The organism is Marinitoga sp. 1154 (assembly GCF_013363285.1).
Classification (GTDB): Bacteria; Thermotogota; Thermotogae; order Petrotogales; family Petrotogaceae; genus Marinitoga.
In genome coordinates this window covers 1-15,987 of record NZ_LBFB01000008.1, presented here as the reverse complement: position 1 = coordinate 15,987, position 15,987 = coordinate 1, and the positions used below count along the sequence as shown (strand labels likewise).

The following is a 15,987-nucleotide window of genomic DNA, read 5'->3' as shown; positions in this document are numbered from 1 at the left end:
TATGGAATTTTTGAATATATTTTTAGATGAAATGAATGAAAACTTGAATAAAGCAATCGACTTATTAAAGGAATATCTTGAGACAAGAAACCCTTTGATAATAAAAAAATTACATAGAATTTATCATACTTTAAAAGGGTCTGCAGGGTTAGTAGGAATGCATAATTTTGGTAAATTTATGCATGAGCTTGAGTCTGCTTTCAAAGAAAAATTAAATGATGTTTTAGATGAAAAATTTGTGGCTAGAGTTATAAAAATATCAAATGAATTAATGAATAAAAGAAGCGATTTAACGGAAAAGGAAATATCTTATTATAAAAATATATTATTAAATGAAGAATTAATAGAAGGAACAATGGCTTATTTAAATCAAGAAAATATATCAATTGAAGAAATGGAAAAGTTTTATAGTATTTTATTGAAAGCAGAAAACGATATTTTGAATAATAGAGTAAATTCTGCCCTTAAAAATATAAAAAATTTAAGAATTCAATTACAAAAAACAATAGAAAACGAACAATTTGTATTATTAAAGGATATTATAAAAAGTTTTGAAAACTTAATATTTCAAGAAGCAATTTTTAATAATAAGAAGGTTAATTTTATTATTGATGTAGAGAATATAAAAATTGAAAAAGAAGATGCTAATCTAATAAAAAATATTTTGATTCATATTGTAAAAAATAGTATTGCTCATGGGATTGAAGATCCAGAATACAGAAAAAAAGTTGGTAAAGATGAAAAAGGAAATTTAAAAATAAAAAGTTATATAAAGAATAATATGATATATCTTGAGGTTTCCGATGATGGATACGGTTTAAACATTGAAGCAATAAAAAATAAAGCTAAACAATTGGGATATGATTCTGTGAACCCTCTTGATGTAATTTTTTATCCGGGTTTTTCTATTAAAGAGAAAGTTGATCAATCTTCTGGTAGAGGAGTTGGATTGGATGCAGTTAAAGCCTTTGCAGAATTTAAGGGTGGCGATGTAAAAGTTGAAACAGAAAAAGGAAAAGGAACAAAATTTATTGTTAAATTTAAAGCCAAAGCCACTTCAAAAAAAGTTTTGGTTTTAAATCGAGATAACAATATATTCTCAATTAGTTCAGATGACATTATTAAATTAATTAATAAACCGGAAGTTATTGATAATAAAATAAATTATAACAATCAGCTTTTTGAAATAATTGATTTTGGAAAAAATAATATAAATTTTTGTGTTATATGCAAAAATAATGTAGCCGTAATTTATGATGAAATAAAGGGATATTTTGAAACGCGTATAGTTCCATCTGAAGATAAAAGATTTTTGGGATTTGCAAAAAGTATATTTACATATCCAATTCCTATAATATCTATAAAAAATATCCCTAAAAATAACAACATAAAAGGAAAAAAAAAGAAAAGAGTGTTGATATTAGATGATTCAATAGTTTCCAGATATGTTATTTCAAAACTTATAAAAAGTTCAGGATATGACATTATTGAATCATCTTGTGGTAAAGAAGCACTTGATAAGAAGGATTATGATGCCGCCATAGTTGATGTTGAGTTGCCTGATATAAGTGGGTATGAAGTTGTAAAATTTATAAAGGAAAAAAATCCAGATATACCAGTTATTATTTTAAGCACTAAATCAGATCCAGAAGAAATTAAAAAAGGTTTAAGTTATGGTGCAAATGCTTATGTTTTAAAAGGAGATAAAATAGAAAAAATTATAATATTATTAAAAAAATTTTTGGGGGATGATAACAATTAAAGTTATAATAGGTGCATCTGCTGGGGGGCCAGCTGCATTAAAGACGCTTTTTTCATTTGAAGAAAAATTGAAATATCCTATTATATTAGCAATGCATAATCTTGATAATCAAACATCTAATTTTAAAGATTATCTTGAAAATATTTCAAAGCAGAAAGTTAATATTGTTAAAGGTTTTACAGAATTAAAAAGTGGAATTTATATTCCCGAAGGAGGCAAAGATATAATTTTTTCTTCCAAAAGGGTAGTTTCAGTTATTAAAAATACCGGTCCAGTGTCTCCATCGATAAATAAATTATTTGATTCATTATATCCATATATTGATAAAAATACATATATATTTTTATTAGGTGGGTTAGGAAATGATGGGGTAAAAGGACTAAAAAAAATTGAAAATAGCAAAGCAAAAATTTATATTCAAAACGATGCTCAATTTCCATATATGACAGAAAGAGCAATTCAAAGCTTAACAAAATATTTTGAAAGAAGTATAAAAGAATTAAATAGAATTTTAATTGATTTGAATAGAGGCGATTTTATATGAGAAAGATATTAGTTATAGACGATAGTAAATCTTGGAGAGAATATCTCAAGGACAATTTAACTAAAATGGGATATGATGTTTCTGTTGCAGAAAATGGTTTTGAAGGAATTAACCTCTTTTTTAAAATACTTCCTGATGTTGTGATTTCAGATTATATTATGCCTCAAATGAATGGTATTCATTTTTGTAGATTTATACGAAGTTATGATGCTTTTTCAAGGGTGGGGATAATAATATTAACGGGTGCTGAAGATTCAATAAATGAATTTTGGGCTAAAAAAAGTGGAGCTGATTTATTTATAAAAAAAGACAAATCACCAGAAAATATATTGGAAAGTATAGTCAAATTTTTAGAAAGTAATAAATTTACAATTGAATGGAGCAGAGAATTTTATAAGTTTAGAAAAAATCCTTTTAGTGAATTAGTTGATATATTAGAAGAAACATTGAAAATAGAAATTATAAAATCTTCAATACTTGATCTTATAAGTAACATATACGATGAAGAATATATTATGATTAAATTAAAGGATTTGCTTAAAGAATTTTTTAAATTTGAAAATTTAAATATAATGATATTGTCTCATGTTATTGGAAGAGTCTATGCTTTTTCTAACAATAAGAAATTTCAGTGTAAAAAAATTAAAAAATTATTATATGAAAAACTGTTAAATCCTACCACACCTTCAGAATGGATTTTTAAAGGAGATTTTTGTGATAAAGGTAAAAATGAAACAATATTATTAGAAAATTCTATATTTTTTAACCTAAAAAGCGGAAATACAGATCTTGGGGTAATATCTTTTAGCAATTTTGAAAATAAAAACACCATAGCATATTATATGAATTTTATGTTAGAACCACTAACTACCTTATTTAAAGCATTAAATAATTATATGGATTATAAAGTATCCTCTGAGAGGGATAGTCTTACAGGATTATATAATAAACGAAAAATTACAGAAAAATTAAGAGAATTAATTATATTATTCAAAAGAAAAAAGTATGATCTTTCAGTTGCAATTCTTGATATTGATGGATTTAAACAAATAAATGATGAATTTGGACATATCACAGGAGATAAAGTCTTGATAAAATTATCTCAAATAATGCAGGATGAATTGAGAGAAAATGATTTTATAGGGAGATTTGGAGGGGAAGAGTTTTTGATTTTATTACCTGAAACTGAGTGTATTAAAGCTAAAAAAGTATTGGAAAGACTTTTGAAAAAAGTATCTGAATATAATTGGGAAATGTTAGGAATAAATAAGAAAATAACTTTTAGTGCGGGAGTGTTTTGTGACTATAAAAAAAGAAATGTTACCTATATTATTAATAAAGCTGATGAATTAATGTATATGGCAAAAAAATTGGGAAAAAATAGAATAATTAGTAAGGAGGATTTATTATGAAGGTTAATTTAAAATATTCACTTATAATTACATTAGTATTTGGATTATCTTTTATCTCTTTCTTTTTTATTGTTTATGAATATTATAAAAACCTTACAGTTGATTTTATTATGAAATCATATGAAAATAATGTTATTAAATTATCTGAGCTTCTTTCAAAATCAATGGCTTCTTTAGAGTCTGATTTTTTTTCTAAAAAATTTATAGATGAAAAAAATGGATATTATTATATCTTGGATGAAAATGGAAATGTTATATATCATACAGATCTAAGTAAAATAGGAATAAACGCAGTTGAAGATACTAAACTTCCAGAATTATATAAATATATAAAAGAAAATAAAAGCGGAATATATAAATATGTTTATGAAAATGAAAAAAGATTTGTGGCGTTTTCATCGTTTGAATTTAATAATTCAACATATTATCTTGCAAACGCTATAACAGAAAAACAACTTTTTTATGATATTAACAAAGTTAAAATGTTTTCTGTTATTCTATTGGTAATTATGATGGTATTTTTGTTTTTTATCTCATATGTAATAGGAAAATTAATTGAAAAGGAATTTAAAAAACAAATTGGTACTATAAAAGAATTTTCAACAAATGTATCTTCTTATATAGCTGAAAATAGTTCTGCTTCCAGTGAAATAGGTGCTGTTGCCCAAAATACACAAAAAAACGTTCAAAAATTGGATGAATTAATACAAAATTTTTCTTCCTCCATAGAGGAAGGAAGAAGTGAATTGGATTTGACCTTATCAAATATGAAGGAATTTTTTTATGATATTCAAAATATGAATGAAAAAACTTTAGAGATATCTAATTTTATAAATAAACTATCAGATCTTAATGATAAAATAAAGGATATTTCAGATACTGTTTCTATTCTATCAATAAATTCTTCCATTGAAACCAGTAAAGAAAATTTGGATCGTGAAGGTATTTCTAAAATTGCAGAATTGATAAATGAATTAGCTTCAGAATCAAGAGAAACATCAAAAAATTCAGAAAAAATTTTAAAAGAGATAGAAAAAAATATTACCACAAACGTTCTTTTATCTGAAAAAACGTCTAAAGAATTGAACAAAATTGAGAAATCTCTTGACTCTGTTTCGGAAATAGTACGAGACTTTGAACATACCGTCCAATCTTTATCGAATTTTTCACACTCAACAAAAATTTCTATGAATGAAGTTTTATCTGGAATAAATCAAATGTCAGAAGCTCTTATTGAAATAAAAAATAGCATGGATAAATTGCTTGAAATTGCAAAAAAATTCGAAAAATAATATAACCCGGGGATATCCCGGGTTATATTATAAATATTTTCTGGGAGAGGTGATTTTATGAAAATAGGAATTATAGGATTAGGAAGAATGGGGAAAAATATGGCAAAAAGATTATTGGAGGGTGGACATGAAGTTGTCGTATATAACAGGACAAAAGAAAAAGTAGATGAAATGAAAAAGGAAGGAGCGATAGGTTCATATTCATTAAAAGAATTTATCAACAAACTTGAAAAGCCAAGAATAATATGGTTAATGTTACCAGCAGGAAAGGTTACAGATGAGAATATTAAAGCTTTAATTCCATTATTATCAAAGAATGATATTATTATTGATGGCGCCAATACATATTATAAAGATGATTTGAAAAGAGAAAAAAAATTAAAAGAATATGGAATACATTATATAGATGCTGGAGTATCCGGAGGAATATGGGGGCTTAAAGAAGGATATTGTACTATGATAGGTGGAGAAAAAGAAATTTTTGAATATATCGAACCTATTTTAAAAACTTTGTCACCAGAAGAAGGATATTTGTATTGTGGGCCAACAGGTGCTGGACACTTTGTGAAAATGGTTCATAATGGTGTTGAATATGGATTAATGGAAGCTTATGGTGAAGGATTTGAATTGTTAAAAGCCTCAGAATATGGAGAAAATTTAAACTTACATGATATAGCTCATTTGTGGAATCAGGGAAGTGTGATAAGATCGTGGTTATTAGAGTTATTAGAGAATGCATTTAAAGAAGATAATAGTTTATCAGAAATACAGGGATATGTTGAAGATTCTGGTGAGGCAAGGTGGACAGTTTTAGAAGCTGTGGAAAAGGGAGTTTCAATCCCTGTTATATCAAATTCATTATTTAAAAGATTTCAATCAAGGCAAAAGGATGTTTTTTCTGATAAAGTTGTAGCTGCGCTCAGAAGAGAATTTGGTGGTCATGCAGTTTATAAAAAAAATGAAGAAATAAAGAAGTCTGTTGCCGGTGCAGGAGAAGTAAAAGCTGCTAATCCTGATGAAAAATTTAGAAGGTGATATTATGAGTTTTATAGAAAATAAAATAGAATCATATGTTGAAATATGTGAAGATCCAACTCCTGAACCCGCTGGCATTATAATTTTTGGCGCTTCTGGAGATCTGACATTTAGAAAGTTAATACCATCAATTTTTAATCTTTTCAAAAAAAGGAAATTAAAAAACTTTTATTTATTAGGAGTTGGAAGAAGTAAGTTAACAGATGAGGAATTTAGGGATAAAATTTTAAAAAGATTAAATAATTTAAAATCAGATAAAAATATTATAGAAAAATTTATATTACATACCTATTTTTTATCTGGTAATTATAGCCAGGATAAAATGTATAAAGATTTAAGATCGAAACTTTTAGAATTGGATAGAAAGCATAATACAACAGGTAATCATCTGTTTTATTTTGCAACGCCACCTAATATATATATGCCTATCATTAATTATTTGGGAGAAAATAAACTCACAGTAGAAACACAAGAAAAATATTCCCGTATAATAATTGAAAAGCCATTTGGACATAATCTTGAATCATCTAAAAAACTTGATTATCAATTACATAATTATTTAAATGAAAAACAAATATATAGAATTGATCATTATCTTGGAAAAGAAACGGTTCAAAATATAATGATGTTGAGATTTGCAAATATTATCTTTGAACCATTATGGAATTATAAATATATAGATAATATTCAGATTACCGTTGCTGAACAAATTGGCGTTGAAAATAGAGTAGGATATTTTGATCAAACAGGTTTATTAAGAGATATGTTTCAAAATCATATATTACAGTTATTAACGCTTATCACAATGGAACCACCTGCATCTTTGAGTGCAGATATGGTACATGATGAAAAAATAAAGGTTTTGAAATCCATAAGGCCATTTCCAAAAGAAAAATTAAATAATTTTATAATCAGAGGGCAATATATAGAAGGAAAAATAAATAATGAAATGAAAAAATCTTATATTGAAGATATAAAAAAAGAATCTAAAACTGAGACATTTATCGCTGCAAAATTGTATATAGATAACTGGCGCTGGAGTGGTGTCCCATTTTACCTGAGGACAGGAAAAAGGTTAAAAAAGAAAATTACGGAAGTAGCAATTATTTTTAAAGATGTACCTCATTCCATATTTTCTGATTTTTATCCGATAAAAATAGAACCAAATGCATTAATATTGAGAATTCAGCCGGATGAAGGGTTTTCACTTGTAATCCAAGCTAAACAGCCTGGATCTAAAATATGTATTAATACATTAAATATGGAATTTAAATATAAAAATTTTTTTGAATATGAAAAACAGGATGCATACGAAAGATTAATAATAGATGCCCTGCTTGGAGATCAAACATTATATGTTAGAAGTGATGTGATGGAAGAGTCATGGAAGGTTGTCACTCCAATTTTGGATGTCTGGGAAAAAGACAATGCTACATTATTTTATTATCCTTCTGGAACATGGGGGCCAGAAGAAGCAAATTATTTAATTGAAAAAGATGGGAGGAAATGGAGAAAATTATGATATTTGAGTATAATAATTTAAATGATATGAGCTTTGATGCAGCTAAAACTGTATATAATTTTTATACCTATTATATAAAAAAGCAGAATTTTTTTACCTTTGTTTTATCTGGTGGAAATACACCAAAAATTTTATACAAGATATTAGCTTCACAATATTCAGAAAGTATTAATTGGAATAAAGTATATATATTTTTTGGTGATGAAAGATATATTGATATAGATAGTGAATATAGTAATTATAAAATGGTATATAACAATATTCTTTCAATGATTAATATACCTGATGAAAACATTTATAGGATAAAAACTGAAATTACACCTATTGAAAGATGCGCTGATGAGTATGAAAATAGTATAAAAAAATTTTTTATGGATAAAAATAAAGATATATCTTTTGATTTAATATTATTAGGGTTAGGGGCAGATGGACATATAGCGTCAATATTTCCAGATATTAAGATTTCAGACGATAAATATATTGATTATGTATTTCCTGAAAAAGCAAACCCAAATATACCAAGAATTACTTTCACTTATAAAAGTATAAACAACAGCAAAAATGTGTTGTTTTTATTATCAGGGGATAGGAAAATAAAAGTATTAAAAGAAGTTTTTAAAGGAAAAGAATATCCTGCTAAGTATATAAAGCCAAAAGAAAATTTATTATATTTTATTTCAAAATAAAATTAAGAAATAGAAGACCTCGCATAGAATAATAAATTGAGGTGATGGAATGAAAAAAAATCTGATATATATCTTTGTGATTTTGATTATTTTTGTTTTAAATTCTTGTATTTTTAAGGCTCCTCCCCCAAAACCCATTTTAGATTACCCAAAGGAAGATGTGTTAAATAATCTTCCTTTGAGTTTTGATATTAGTTGGAATTTAGATTCCAATAATAATTTTGATAATATTAATTTTGAAGTTTATTATGGAAAAGCTAAAACATTGCTAAATAACAAAATATCAACATCAAAAACTTTTGCTAAAATTTCAAATTTAGAACCTGACACAACATATTACTTAAAAATTAGGAGTATAATTGGCAATTCATATGCGGATTCGAAAATATATGAAATAAAAACAACAGATATTCCAAAAATATTTTTCAATATTAATAAAACAACCATTAATCAAAATTATATTAATCTTTCCTGGAGTGCAGAAGATAGAGATGGAATAAAGAAATATTTATTGTATATGTCAGATAATCCTGAATTTAATCCTGAAAATAAAATATTTGAAGGTTTAAATGAAGGCTTTAGAGTAGATGAGTTAAATTATGGGAAAACATATTATTTTAAGTTAATAGCATACGATACAATTGGAGTTAGCAATAAAGAAGTAATTAATATCGAAGTCTCGGATCTTGCTTTTTATGACTTTTATCCTTCAGATAATTCTTCAAGTATTCCTGTAAATACAATAGAATTAAAATGGAATTATTCAATTGATTCCAAAGAGTTTTTGCTGATTTTTTCTCCAAATAATGATTTATCAGATGATGGAAAATATTACGTTGAGAAGAATATTACAGGAAATACATTTACTTTGAAAAATCTGCCTTCTGGAAGCACATTTTACTGGAAAATTAAGGATGTTAAGAATAATTTTGAAAGCCCAATATTAAAATTCACCACTTCGTATAAACCAGAAATTGAAATAACATATCCTAAAAAGACTCTGGAAACAGAAAATTATGCTGTTGGTGTTCCTGAAAATGCTAAAATAACCTGGGAGTCAACTGATATTGATAATGATCAGCTAACATATCATTTCTTATTAAAAGAAATAGATGAAAATGATGAGTTTATAGATTTTTCAAATGATTTGAAATATGATAAAAAAATTGTAGATAATTATTTCAATGTCAATTTAGAAAAAGGTAAATATTACGCATTAAGAGTGGATGCTGATGATGGTAAAGGAAACTACGTTAAAGGAAAAATAGTAAAATTCAGAACAAATTTAGATCCAATAAAACCATATAATCTATCTCCAAATAATGAAATAAATATTCCAACAAATATAGCAACATTGACATGGGAAAGTTATGATCCGGATGATGGAATATCTTATAATATTTATTTTGGAGAAAATCCAACAATATTGGAAAAATTGGCATCAACAGAAAAAGAGGAATATACTATTCATAATCTTGATTATGGGAAGATATATTATTGGAAGGTTGAGGCAATTGATACCAATAATGCAACATCTATAAGTGATATAGCAACATTTATTACTAATAAAAAACCAATTTTTAACTCAAGCAGTCCAAGTCTAAATGCTGAAAATATAAGTTTAAAACCGACAATAACCTGGAATTTTGAAGATGATAATATCTCTTATTACGAAATATATTTTTCAAAATATTCTGAAAATTTGACTTTACTATCAACAACTTTGGAAAATTCATATACATTTTCTGGATTATTATTTCCAGAAACAAAATACCAATATGAAATAGTTGCTTATGATACAGAAAATGCTTCGAGTAGTAGTGGAATTATAACTTTTTCAACGACTAATAAACCTCAAGTAATTTTAAAAAGTCCAGATGGGAATAACGAGTCATTAAAACCTATATTTAAATGGGATGGAAACGATCCTGATAACGATAAATTAAGTTATATATTAAATATAAAATTATCAGATGATGAAGTCGTTTCATATACTCTTAATTCAACGGAATTTACTTATAATAAATATTTAAAACCAGATACTGAATATTCATGGAGTGTTTTTGTTGAAGACAGTAATTTTGCAACAACAATTTCAGCAACGCAGACATTTAAAACAACCAATTATCCTCAGATAACATTAATTAGCCCTGTTTCTCAAATAGATATGAATTCAACTGTAATATTAAACTGGAGTGCGACAGATCCAGATAATGATGATATTGAATACACAGTTTACCTAAATGATGAACAGGTAGCAACCACGACCAATAATTCTTATGAATTGACGGATTTACTTCCAAAAACAGAATATTTCTGGAAAATATTGGCGAAAGATAGCAATATGGCTACTTCAGTAACATCTCCTGCAACATTTATTACAGGGGATGCTCCAATAGTTGCGCCGAACATAACAAATATTTATGATTATTATGATCCTTCTAAAGAATATACGTTTAATGAACAGAAATATCCAAACAAATTAAAAATAAAATGGAAAAATAGTTTAGATGTATCATACTATAATATATATAAAAAAAGTAAAAATGGTGAAGAAACTATAATAGCAACAAACGTAACAAATAATATTTATGTAATAGAAATTCCAGAAGGTGGGAAATACAATATATACATTAAAGCTTTTAATGATAAGGGCTTTTATTTAAAAGGCCAGGAACTTTTATTAAATATAAATCAACCACCCATTTTACAGGATTATTCTCCGGGCGATAATGCAGAAGGTATTTCATTAAATCCAAAGATAATATGGTATGCAGACGATCCAGATTCTTCAACATATAGTTTATATGTATACTTTGGGAAAAATATTGATAATTTACAAAGTGAATATATTTCAAATGCTCAGGGAACAAATGAATACAATATGAATGCAACACTTGAACCAGGAACTACATATTACTGGAAAATCCGTCTTGAAGATGAAATGAAAGGTTATACAGAAACAAAATTGAGAAAATTTATAACGACATATCAGCCCAAAATAACTCATATAAACATTTCAAATAATGCAACAAATGTTCAGCTTAATCTAAATATTGAATGGGACGCAGAAGATAAAGATGTAAATGATATCTTAAATTATACACTGAAATTATTTAAAGAAAATACTATTATCAAAACAGTTCAAACGTCAAATAATAATTATAATTTTACATTAGATGCAGATTCTAATTATAAAATAAAGATTCAAGTTTCTGATGATAAATTATCATATAGCTCAACAGAAATAATTTTTTCAACCACTAAAAACCCTGTTATATATAATGATTCATTAAGGACTGACCAACAAACTTATGCAAAAAATGGGGATAAGATTTATTGGAATGCATATGATCCAGATGGTGATGAATTAACATATGAAGTATATATTGGTGAATCTTTAAATTCTATGGATCTAATTGAAACAACAACAGAAAAAGAATATGAATTAAGTAATCTCAAAAATAATACTACGTATTATTGGAAAATAGTAGCATATGATAATAAAGGAGGTAAAGCTGAATCTGAGGTTAAACAATTTAAATCAAATGCGTATCCCACATTTGATAATGATAAATTTTATCCATCAAATAATTCTATGGGCGTAGAAAAAAACGTTACTTTAAGCTGGCTGGCAAGCGATAAAGATAATGATACATTAAAATACGATATTTACACTGGAAATAGTCCGGAGAATTTAAATAGGATAATATCAGATTATACATACAACAGTTATAATATAAAGGGACTTGAAAATGGGAAAATTTATTATTGGAAAGTTATTGCAAAAGATTCTTATGGTGGAATAGCAGAATCTAATATAATGAATTTTAAGGTTAATACAAAACCGAAAAAACCCAATATAGAATATACTATATATAATGGACTTGAAGCTTTAATAAACTGGAATTCTGTTGATCCTGAAGGTCAAAATGTTACTTTTGATTTATTGAAATCTAATGATGATAGTAATTATAGTACTGTAGTATATAATACAACTGAAAAAGAATATTTTTCATCAAGACTTATTCCGGATAATACATATTATTGGAAGGTTAGAGCAATAGATGAAAAAGAAGATTATAGCGAATCAACAATTACATTTAGAACATCAAGCATAGACACAAATATTTTTACAATTGAAAAAGGGACCAATTCAACTTTAGATGAAATTATAGATATAAAAGAATTAGGTACAGGAGATTTTACTTTTATTCAGAAAGAAGATAATACATATTATTTATCAAAAATGGATAAAGACGGAACAGAAACAACAAAAGATTCATCTGTAACAATAGATTTCACTCCATACTTTATAGACACTTCTTCGAATATAACATTGTTGGGTATAAATTCTGGAAAAATAGAATTCAGAGAATATGATAATAATTTGAATTTATTAAATTCCACTCCAACAAATGTTGCAGGAGATATTATAAATGATTATATAAAATTATCTGACAATTCTTATATTATTGTTGGGAGCAGTTCTACAGGTGATTTCATAGCAAAGATTGACCCATCAAATGGTTCTACACTGTTGAATACATTAATTTATAGTAAAGCTAAATTAAATTCCGTTATAAATATAATTGATGAAGATGGAAAAGGAAAATATATACTTTCTGGTAGCAAAAATGGATCGGGATATTTAATAAAGCTAGATGAAAATTTCAATGTAGAATCAGAGAAATTGTTATCGGATATAGAGGCTATTTATGATATAAACGATAGTGGAAATGATATAGTACTTGCCGGATTTATAACTAATGATTTAGTTGTAAAAACATATAGTTATAGATTAAATGAAATATTCTCGCCAATATATGAAAATGATTTTATCAATACATTTGTAAAGATATTAAAAACAGAAGATGGATATTTAATAGTATTAAATAGCAATAATGGAAATATTGAAATATTAAGAACAGATTTCAGCTTAAATGTTATAGAAAAACATATCTATGGAAAGGGTAATGATATTGCAAATGGTATAATAAAAACATCAGATGGTGGATATATAATGTTTGGCCAAACAAAATCATTTAATGACAGCGAATATGGTAATTCATATATTATAAAAACAGATTCCAATTTATTAGGTTGGAGTACACCGGAATAGGGGGATAATATGGCAAAAAAAATTTTAATATTATTATCCGTATTATTTATGTCTATTTTTGTTTTTGGAAAATTACATAATATATATATTGGTTATAATTATGATTTTCTATATTATAACCAATCTTTTAAAAGTATAAACGGACATTATTTATATATAGGATATAATTCTGGTAATATACCTTTGAAGATTCAGCTCGGCACGCAGAATAACTTACAATTTAGCGGTTTAATATCAACATTTGCAAAATTAGGGAAATTTTCTTTAGAACCATATTTGAAGTATAATAATGATTTTTCTATAGGGATAATGATAAATTATTCTAATTTTTATTTTAATTACACTCTTAATAAGAATAATAATCAGATTTTTGGTGTGGGGTTAAACATACCAGTTATAAAATTTGGAAAGGATATTGTTTCATATATAGAAAGTCCTGATTATATATATAATATTGCTGGAGAAAAAGTAAATATAAGATTAACAGCAAAAGCTCAAAATGATGTGGCAGAAAATGTAGATATATTTTATTCTATAAATAATAAAGATATCGTATATATTGGAAAAACGAATCAATTTGGTGAAATATATTTAAAATTACCGAAAATTTATGAATCGGGAAAATATAAAATTAATATCTATGCAGGCAATAAAGCGAAAAAAATGAAGACAATTATATTGAAAGTTCAACCATCAAAGGTAACCAATATATCTTTTGATTTTGATAAAAAAAGTATTTTTACAGATAATCAGAATATTCTACATATAAGAAATATTAAAGTATATGACAAATTTTCAAATGAGATAAAAAATTATAAAATAAAATTTATAAAATTTAAGGTTTTAGGAGATTATAAGGAAGTAAAATATTCATATTTGGATAATACGGTAATATTAGAACCTTTTGGCGAAAGTGGATCTTATGATTTATATTATGAGGTAAATGTTAATGGGAAGTATATTAATGGAATAAAAAAAATAGTTGTAAAAAACAATCCTAAAAATATCAGTAATATAAAAATAGATATTGAATATCTTGGAAGAGAAAAAAGTTCAGGACTATTTAAAATAAAAATACCAGAAATATATTTTTTGAATTCGGAAAAGGAGTATATTAATAGCTTTTTTGTCTATTATAATAATAAAAAAGTGGATATAAAAAATAATATATTTAAAGTACCATTAAATGAAAATTTTCCTCAAAATATAATATTTAAAGTAGATATAAACTATTATAATTATAGCAAAACAATAAAAAAGGTTTTAACTATAACCAATTAAAACTTTTTGGAAAATTTTTTCGTCTAAAAGGTTGAAAATGTTACTTAATTATGTTATAATGAATATCGCCTGGGGACGAAACGGTTTCGACGGGGGTAGAGTAAGTCGGAAAGCGAGCCGTGGAAGACTGTTACCACGTAAAATAATCGGTCAAAAAAGAGAATTGCCGAAGAAAATTACGCTTTAGCTGCTTAATATAAAATAGCAGCCGTCCTTTCAGCTGTTCTGGGTCAAATAGCTGAATAGGGCGTCATAAGCAATGACCCTTACCCAAAAATCTTTCTCCCGGATTTTTGGGGAAATTTTAGGGAGATAGCTTAATCTTATTCTGCCTGTGGGAGAAGATTAAGTAAAAATCAAAACACAGGCTGCGCTCGGAGAAGTCCGGCTTACTCTGCTTTCGGACGCGGGTTCGACTCCCGCCGTCTCCACCAACACATATGAGCGATGGCTTTCTAAGCCTGAAGCTCCGAGGAGCCCCTAAAGGGCTCCTCTTTTTTATTTTTACACAGCTTATATTATACTACCTCAATTTTAGCATTGGTTAATCCTGTTTTTAAATGCATAAGAATACCTTTTATATGTTTATATAAACTCTTAGCAGCTTTTTTCATTTCTGGTATATTTGATTTTAACGCTTTGTCATACCATTTTTTAAAGAATTTTGATGCATATGCTGGCTTTTTATAATCAAATATTTTTTTTAATTCCAGAATTAATGAATATGCTTTTACTGTATCAAGATATTTGTATTCCATTAATTGCTCAAGTTTTTCATTTTGTTTATTTGTTAGATTTTTTGGATTTTTAAGGAACTTCTATTATTTTTATCCTATTTTCTGTTTTTATCCTTGGTACTCTCGCATGTATATATGTTTCATATGGTTCATTTATATTTAGTATTTTTTCAAAAAATATTGGCAATTCATTTATCATTCTGGTTCTCCTCCTTTTTTCTTCCACTACTATAATATCATTTTTTCTTTTTTACCCACTGCTTTTGGAAGATGACCATGTTTTTTCTAAAATAAAAAACCGCTTTTCATCAATGTTTTAGAATTCGATTTTTGTTACATTTTAATTAATTTTCCTTTTTTAAATTTTTGTTATTTTTTTGTAATGATTTTATATTACGCTTATTTCCACTTTTTTAGATATTCCGTATATCCATTAATACTATTATCCTTTCTGTTTTTCTATTTCGCTTACGTCATGACTGGCTAATATTATCGTTTTCCCTTTTTGCGACAATTCTTCCATTATTTCATATATTTTTATTAAGGTTTAGTCTATTTTTCATCCAAATTAAGAATTAAATCCACATTTTTTAC

General features: G+C 26.3%; 11 protein-coding genes and 1 other RNA gene. 10 read left to right on the top strand and 2 right to left on the bottom strand.

The window, feature by feature from the left end:
* The first annotated feature begins 1 nt into the window (after position 1).
* The 10 genes from XO12_RS05185 to ssrA all read left to right on the top strand — a co-directional run bounded on the left by XO12_RS05185 (position 2) and on the right by ssrA (position 15,090).
* On the top strand, positions 2-1,762 hold the full coding sequence (locus XO12_RS05185) for a response regulator (RefSeq protein ID WP_175419798.1): 1,761 nt from the start codon (positions 2-4) through the stop codon (positions 1,760-1,762).
* Positions 1,749-2,306 (top strand): chemotaxis protein CheB, encoded by a 558-nt coding sequence (locus XO12_RS05180; protein ID WP_047266370.1) that lies wholly within the window; start codon positions 1,749-1,751, stop codon positions 2,304-2,306. The genes XO12_RS05185 and XO12_RS05180 overlap by 14 nt, the downstream gene beginning before the upstream one ends.
* Positions 2,303-3,718 (top strand): diguanylate cyclase, encoded by a 1,416-nt coding sequence (locus XO12_RS05175; RefSeq protein ID WP_175419797.1) that lies wholly within the window; start codon positions 2,303-2,305, stop codon positions 3,716-3,718. Before XO12_RS05180 ends, XO12_RS05175 begins: the two co-directional genes overlap by 4 nt.
* Positions 3,715-5,010 (top strand): methyl-accepting chemotaxis protein, encoded by a 1,296-nt coding sequence (locus XO12_RS05170; RefSeq protein ID WP_175419796.1) that lies wholly within the window; start codon positions 3,715-3,717, stop codon positions 5,008-5,010. The genes XO12_RS05175 and XO12_RS05170 overlap by 4 nt, the downstream gene beginning before the upstream one ends.
* A 57-nt stretch (positions 5,011-5,067) precedes the next feature.
* A complete protein-coding gene (gene gnd, locus XO12_RS05165; RefSeq protein ID WP_175419795.1) occupies positions 5,068-6,045 on the top strand; it encodes a phosphogluconate dehydrogenase (NAD(+)-dependent, decarboxylating) in 978 nt (325 codons plus the stop codon).
* Positions 6,026-7,567 (top strand): glucose-6-phosphate dehydrogenase, encoded by a 1,542-nt coding sequence (zwf, locus tag XO12_RS05160; RefSeq protein WP_254867684.1) that lies wholly within the window; start codon positions 6,026-6,028, stop codon positions 7,565-7,567. The genes gnd and zwf overlap by 20 nt, the downstream gene beginning before the upstream one ends.
* Positions 7,552-8,253, top strand: coding sequence for a 6-phosphogluconolactonase (gene pgl / locus XO12_RS05155; protein ID WP_175419794.1), 702 nt, complete (start codon positions 7,552-7,554; stop codon positions 8,251-8,253). Before zwf ends, pgl begins: the two co-directional genes overlap by 16 nt.
* A gap of 49 nt (positions 8,254-8,302) precedes the next feature.
* Positions 8,303-13,375, top strand: a complete 5,073-nt coding sequence (locus XO12_RS05150; protein ID WP_175419793.1) for a fibronectin type III domain-containing protein — start codon at positions 8,303-8,305, stop codon at positions 13,373-13,375.
* A 9-nt stretch (positions 13,376-13,384) separates the two neighbouring features.
* Positions 13,385-14,656 (top strand): hypothetical protein, encoded by a 1,272-nt coding sequence (locus XO12_RS05145; RefSeq protein WP_175419792.1) that lies wholly within the window; start codon positions 13,385-13,387, stop codon positions 14,654-14,656.
* A 71-nt stretch (positions 14,657-14,727) separates the two neighbouring features.
* Positions 14,728-15,090: a transfer-messenger RNA gene (gene ssrA, locus XO12_RS05140) on the top strand.
* A gap of 84 nt (positions 15,091-15,174) precedes the next feature.
* Here the strand turns inward: ssrA and XO12_RS05135 are convergent.
* Together XO12_RS05135 and XO12_RS11465 are read right to left on the bottom strand one after the other, a co-directional pair.
* Positions 15,175-15,414 (bottom strand): transposase, encoded by a 240-nt coding sequence (locus XO12_RS05135; RefSeq protein WP_047266375.1) that lies wholly within the window; start codon positions 15,412-15,414, stop codon positions 15,175-15,177.
* Between the two features lie 49 nt (positions 15,415-15,463).
* Positions 15,464-15,592 carry a hypothetical protein gene (locus XO12_RS11465; RefSeq protein WP_255350152.1) on the bottom strand — a complete coding sequence of 43 codons (129 nt, stop codon included), beginning with the start codon at positions 15,590-15,592 and terminating at the stop codon, positions 15,464-15,466.
* Between the last annotated feature and the right edge of the window lie 395 nt (positions 15,593-15,987).

Bases quoted from the DNA above. Each gene is read 5' to 3' on its own strand.
- XO12_RS05150 (WP_175419793.1), top strand. From the start codon at position 8,303: ATGAAAAAAAATCTGATATATATCTTTGTGATTTTGATTATTTTTGTT.
- XO12_RS05135 (WP_047266375.1), bottom strand. From the start codon at position 15,414: ATGGAATACAAATATCTTGATACAGTAAAAGCATATTCATTAATTCTG.
- XO12_RS05170 (WP_175419796.1), top strand. From the start codon at position 3,715: ATGAAGGTTAATTTAAAATATTCACTTATAATTACATTAGTATTTGGA.
- XO12_RS05175 (WP_175419797.1), top strand. From the start codon at position 2,303: ATGAGAAAGATATTAGTTATAGACGATAGTAAATCTTGGAGAGAATAT.
- XO12_RS05180 (WP_047266370.1), top strand. From the start codon at position 1,749: ATGATAACAATTAAAGTTATAATAGGTGCATCTGCTGGGGGGCCAGCT.
- gnd (WP_175419795.1), top strand. From the start codon at position 5,068: ATGAAAATAGGAATTATAGGATTAGGAAGAATGGGGAAAAATATGGCA.
- XO12_RS05145 (WP_175419792.1), top strand. From the start codon at position 13,385: ATGGCAAAAAAAATTTTAATATTATTATCCGTATTATTTATGTCTATT.
- XO12_RS05185 (WP_175419798.1), top strand. From the start codon at position 2: ATGGAATTTTTGAATATATTTTTAGATGAAATGAATGAAAACTTGAAT.
- pgl (WP_175419794.1), top strand. From the start codon at position 7,552: ATGGAGAAAATTATGATATTTGAGTATAATAATTTAAATGATATGAGC.
- XO12_RS11465 (WP_255350152.1), bottom strand. From the start codon at position 15,592: ATGATAAATGAATTGCCAATATTTTTTGAAAAAATACTAAATATAAAT.
- zwf (WP_254867684.1), top strand. From the start codon at position 6,026: ATGAAAAATTTAGAAGGTGATATTATGAGTTTTATAGAAAATAAAATA.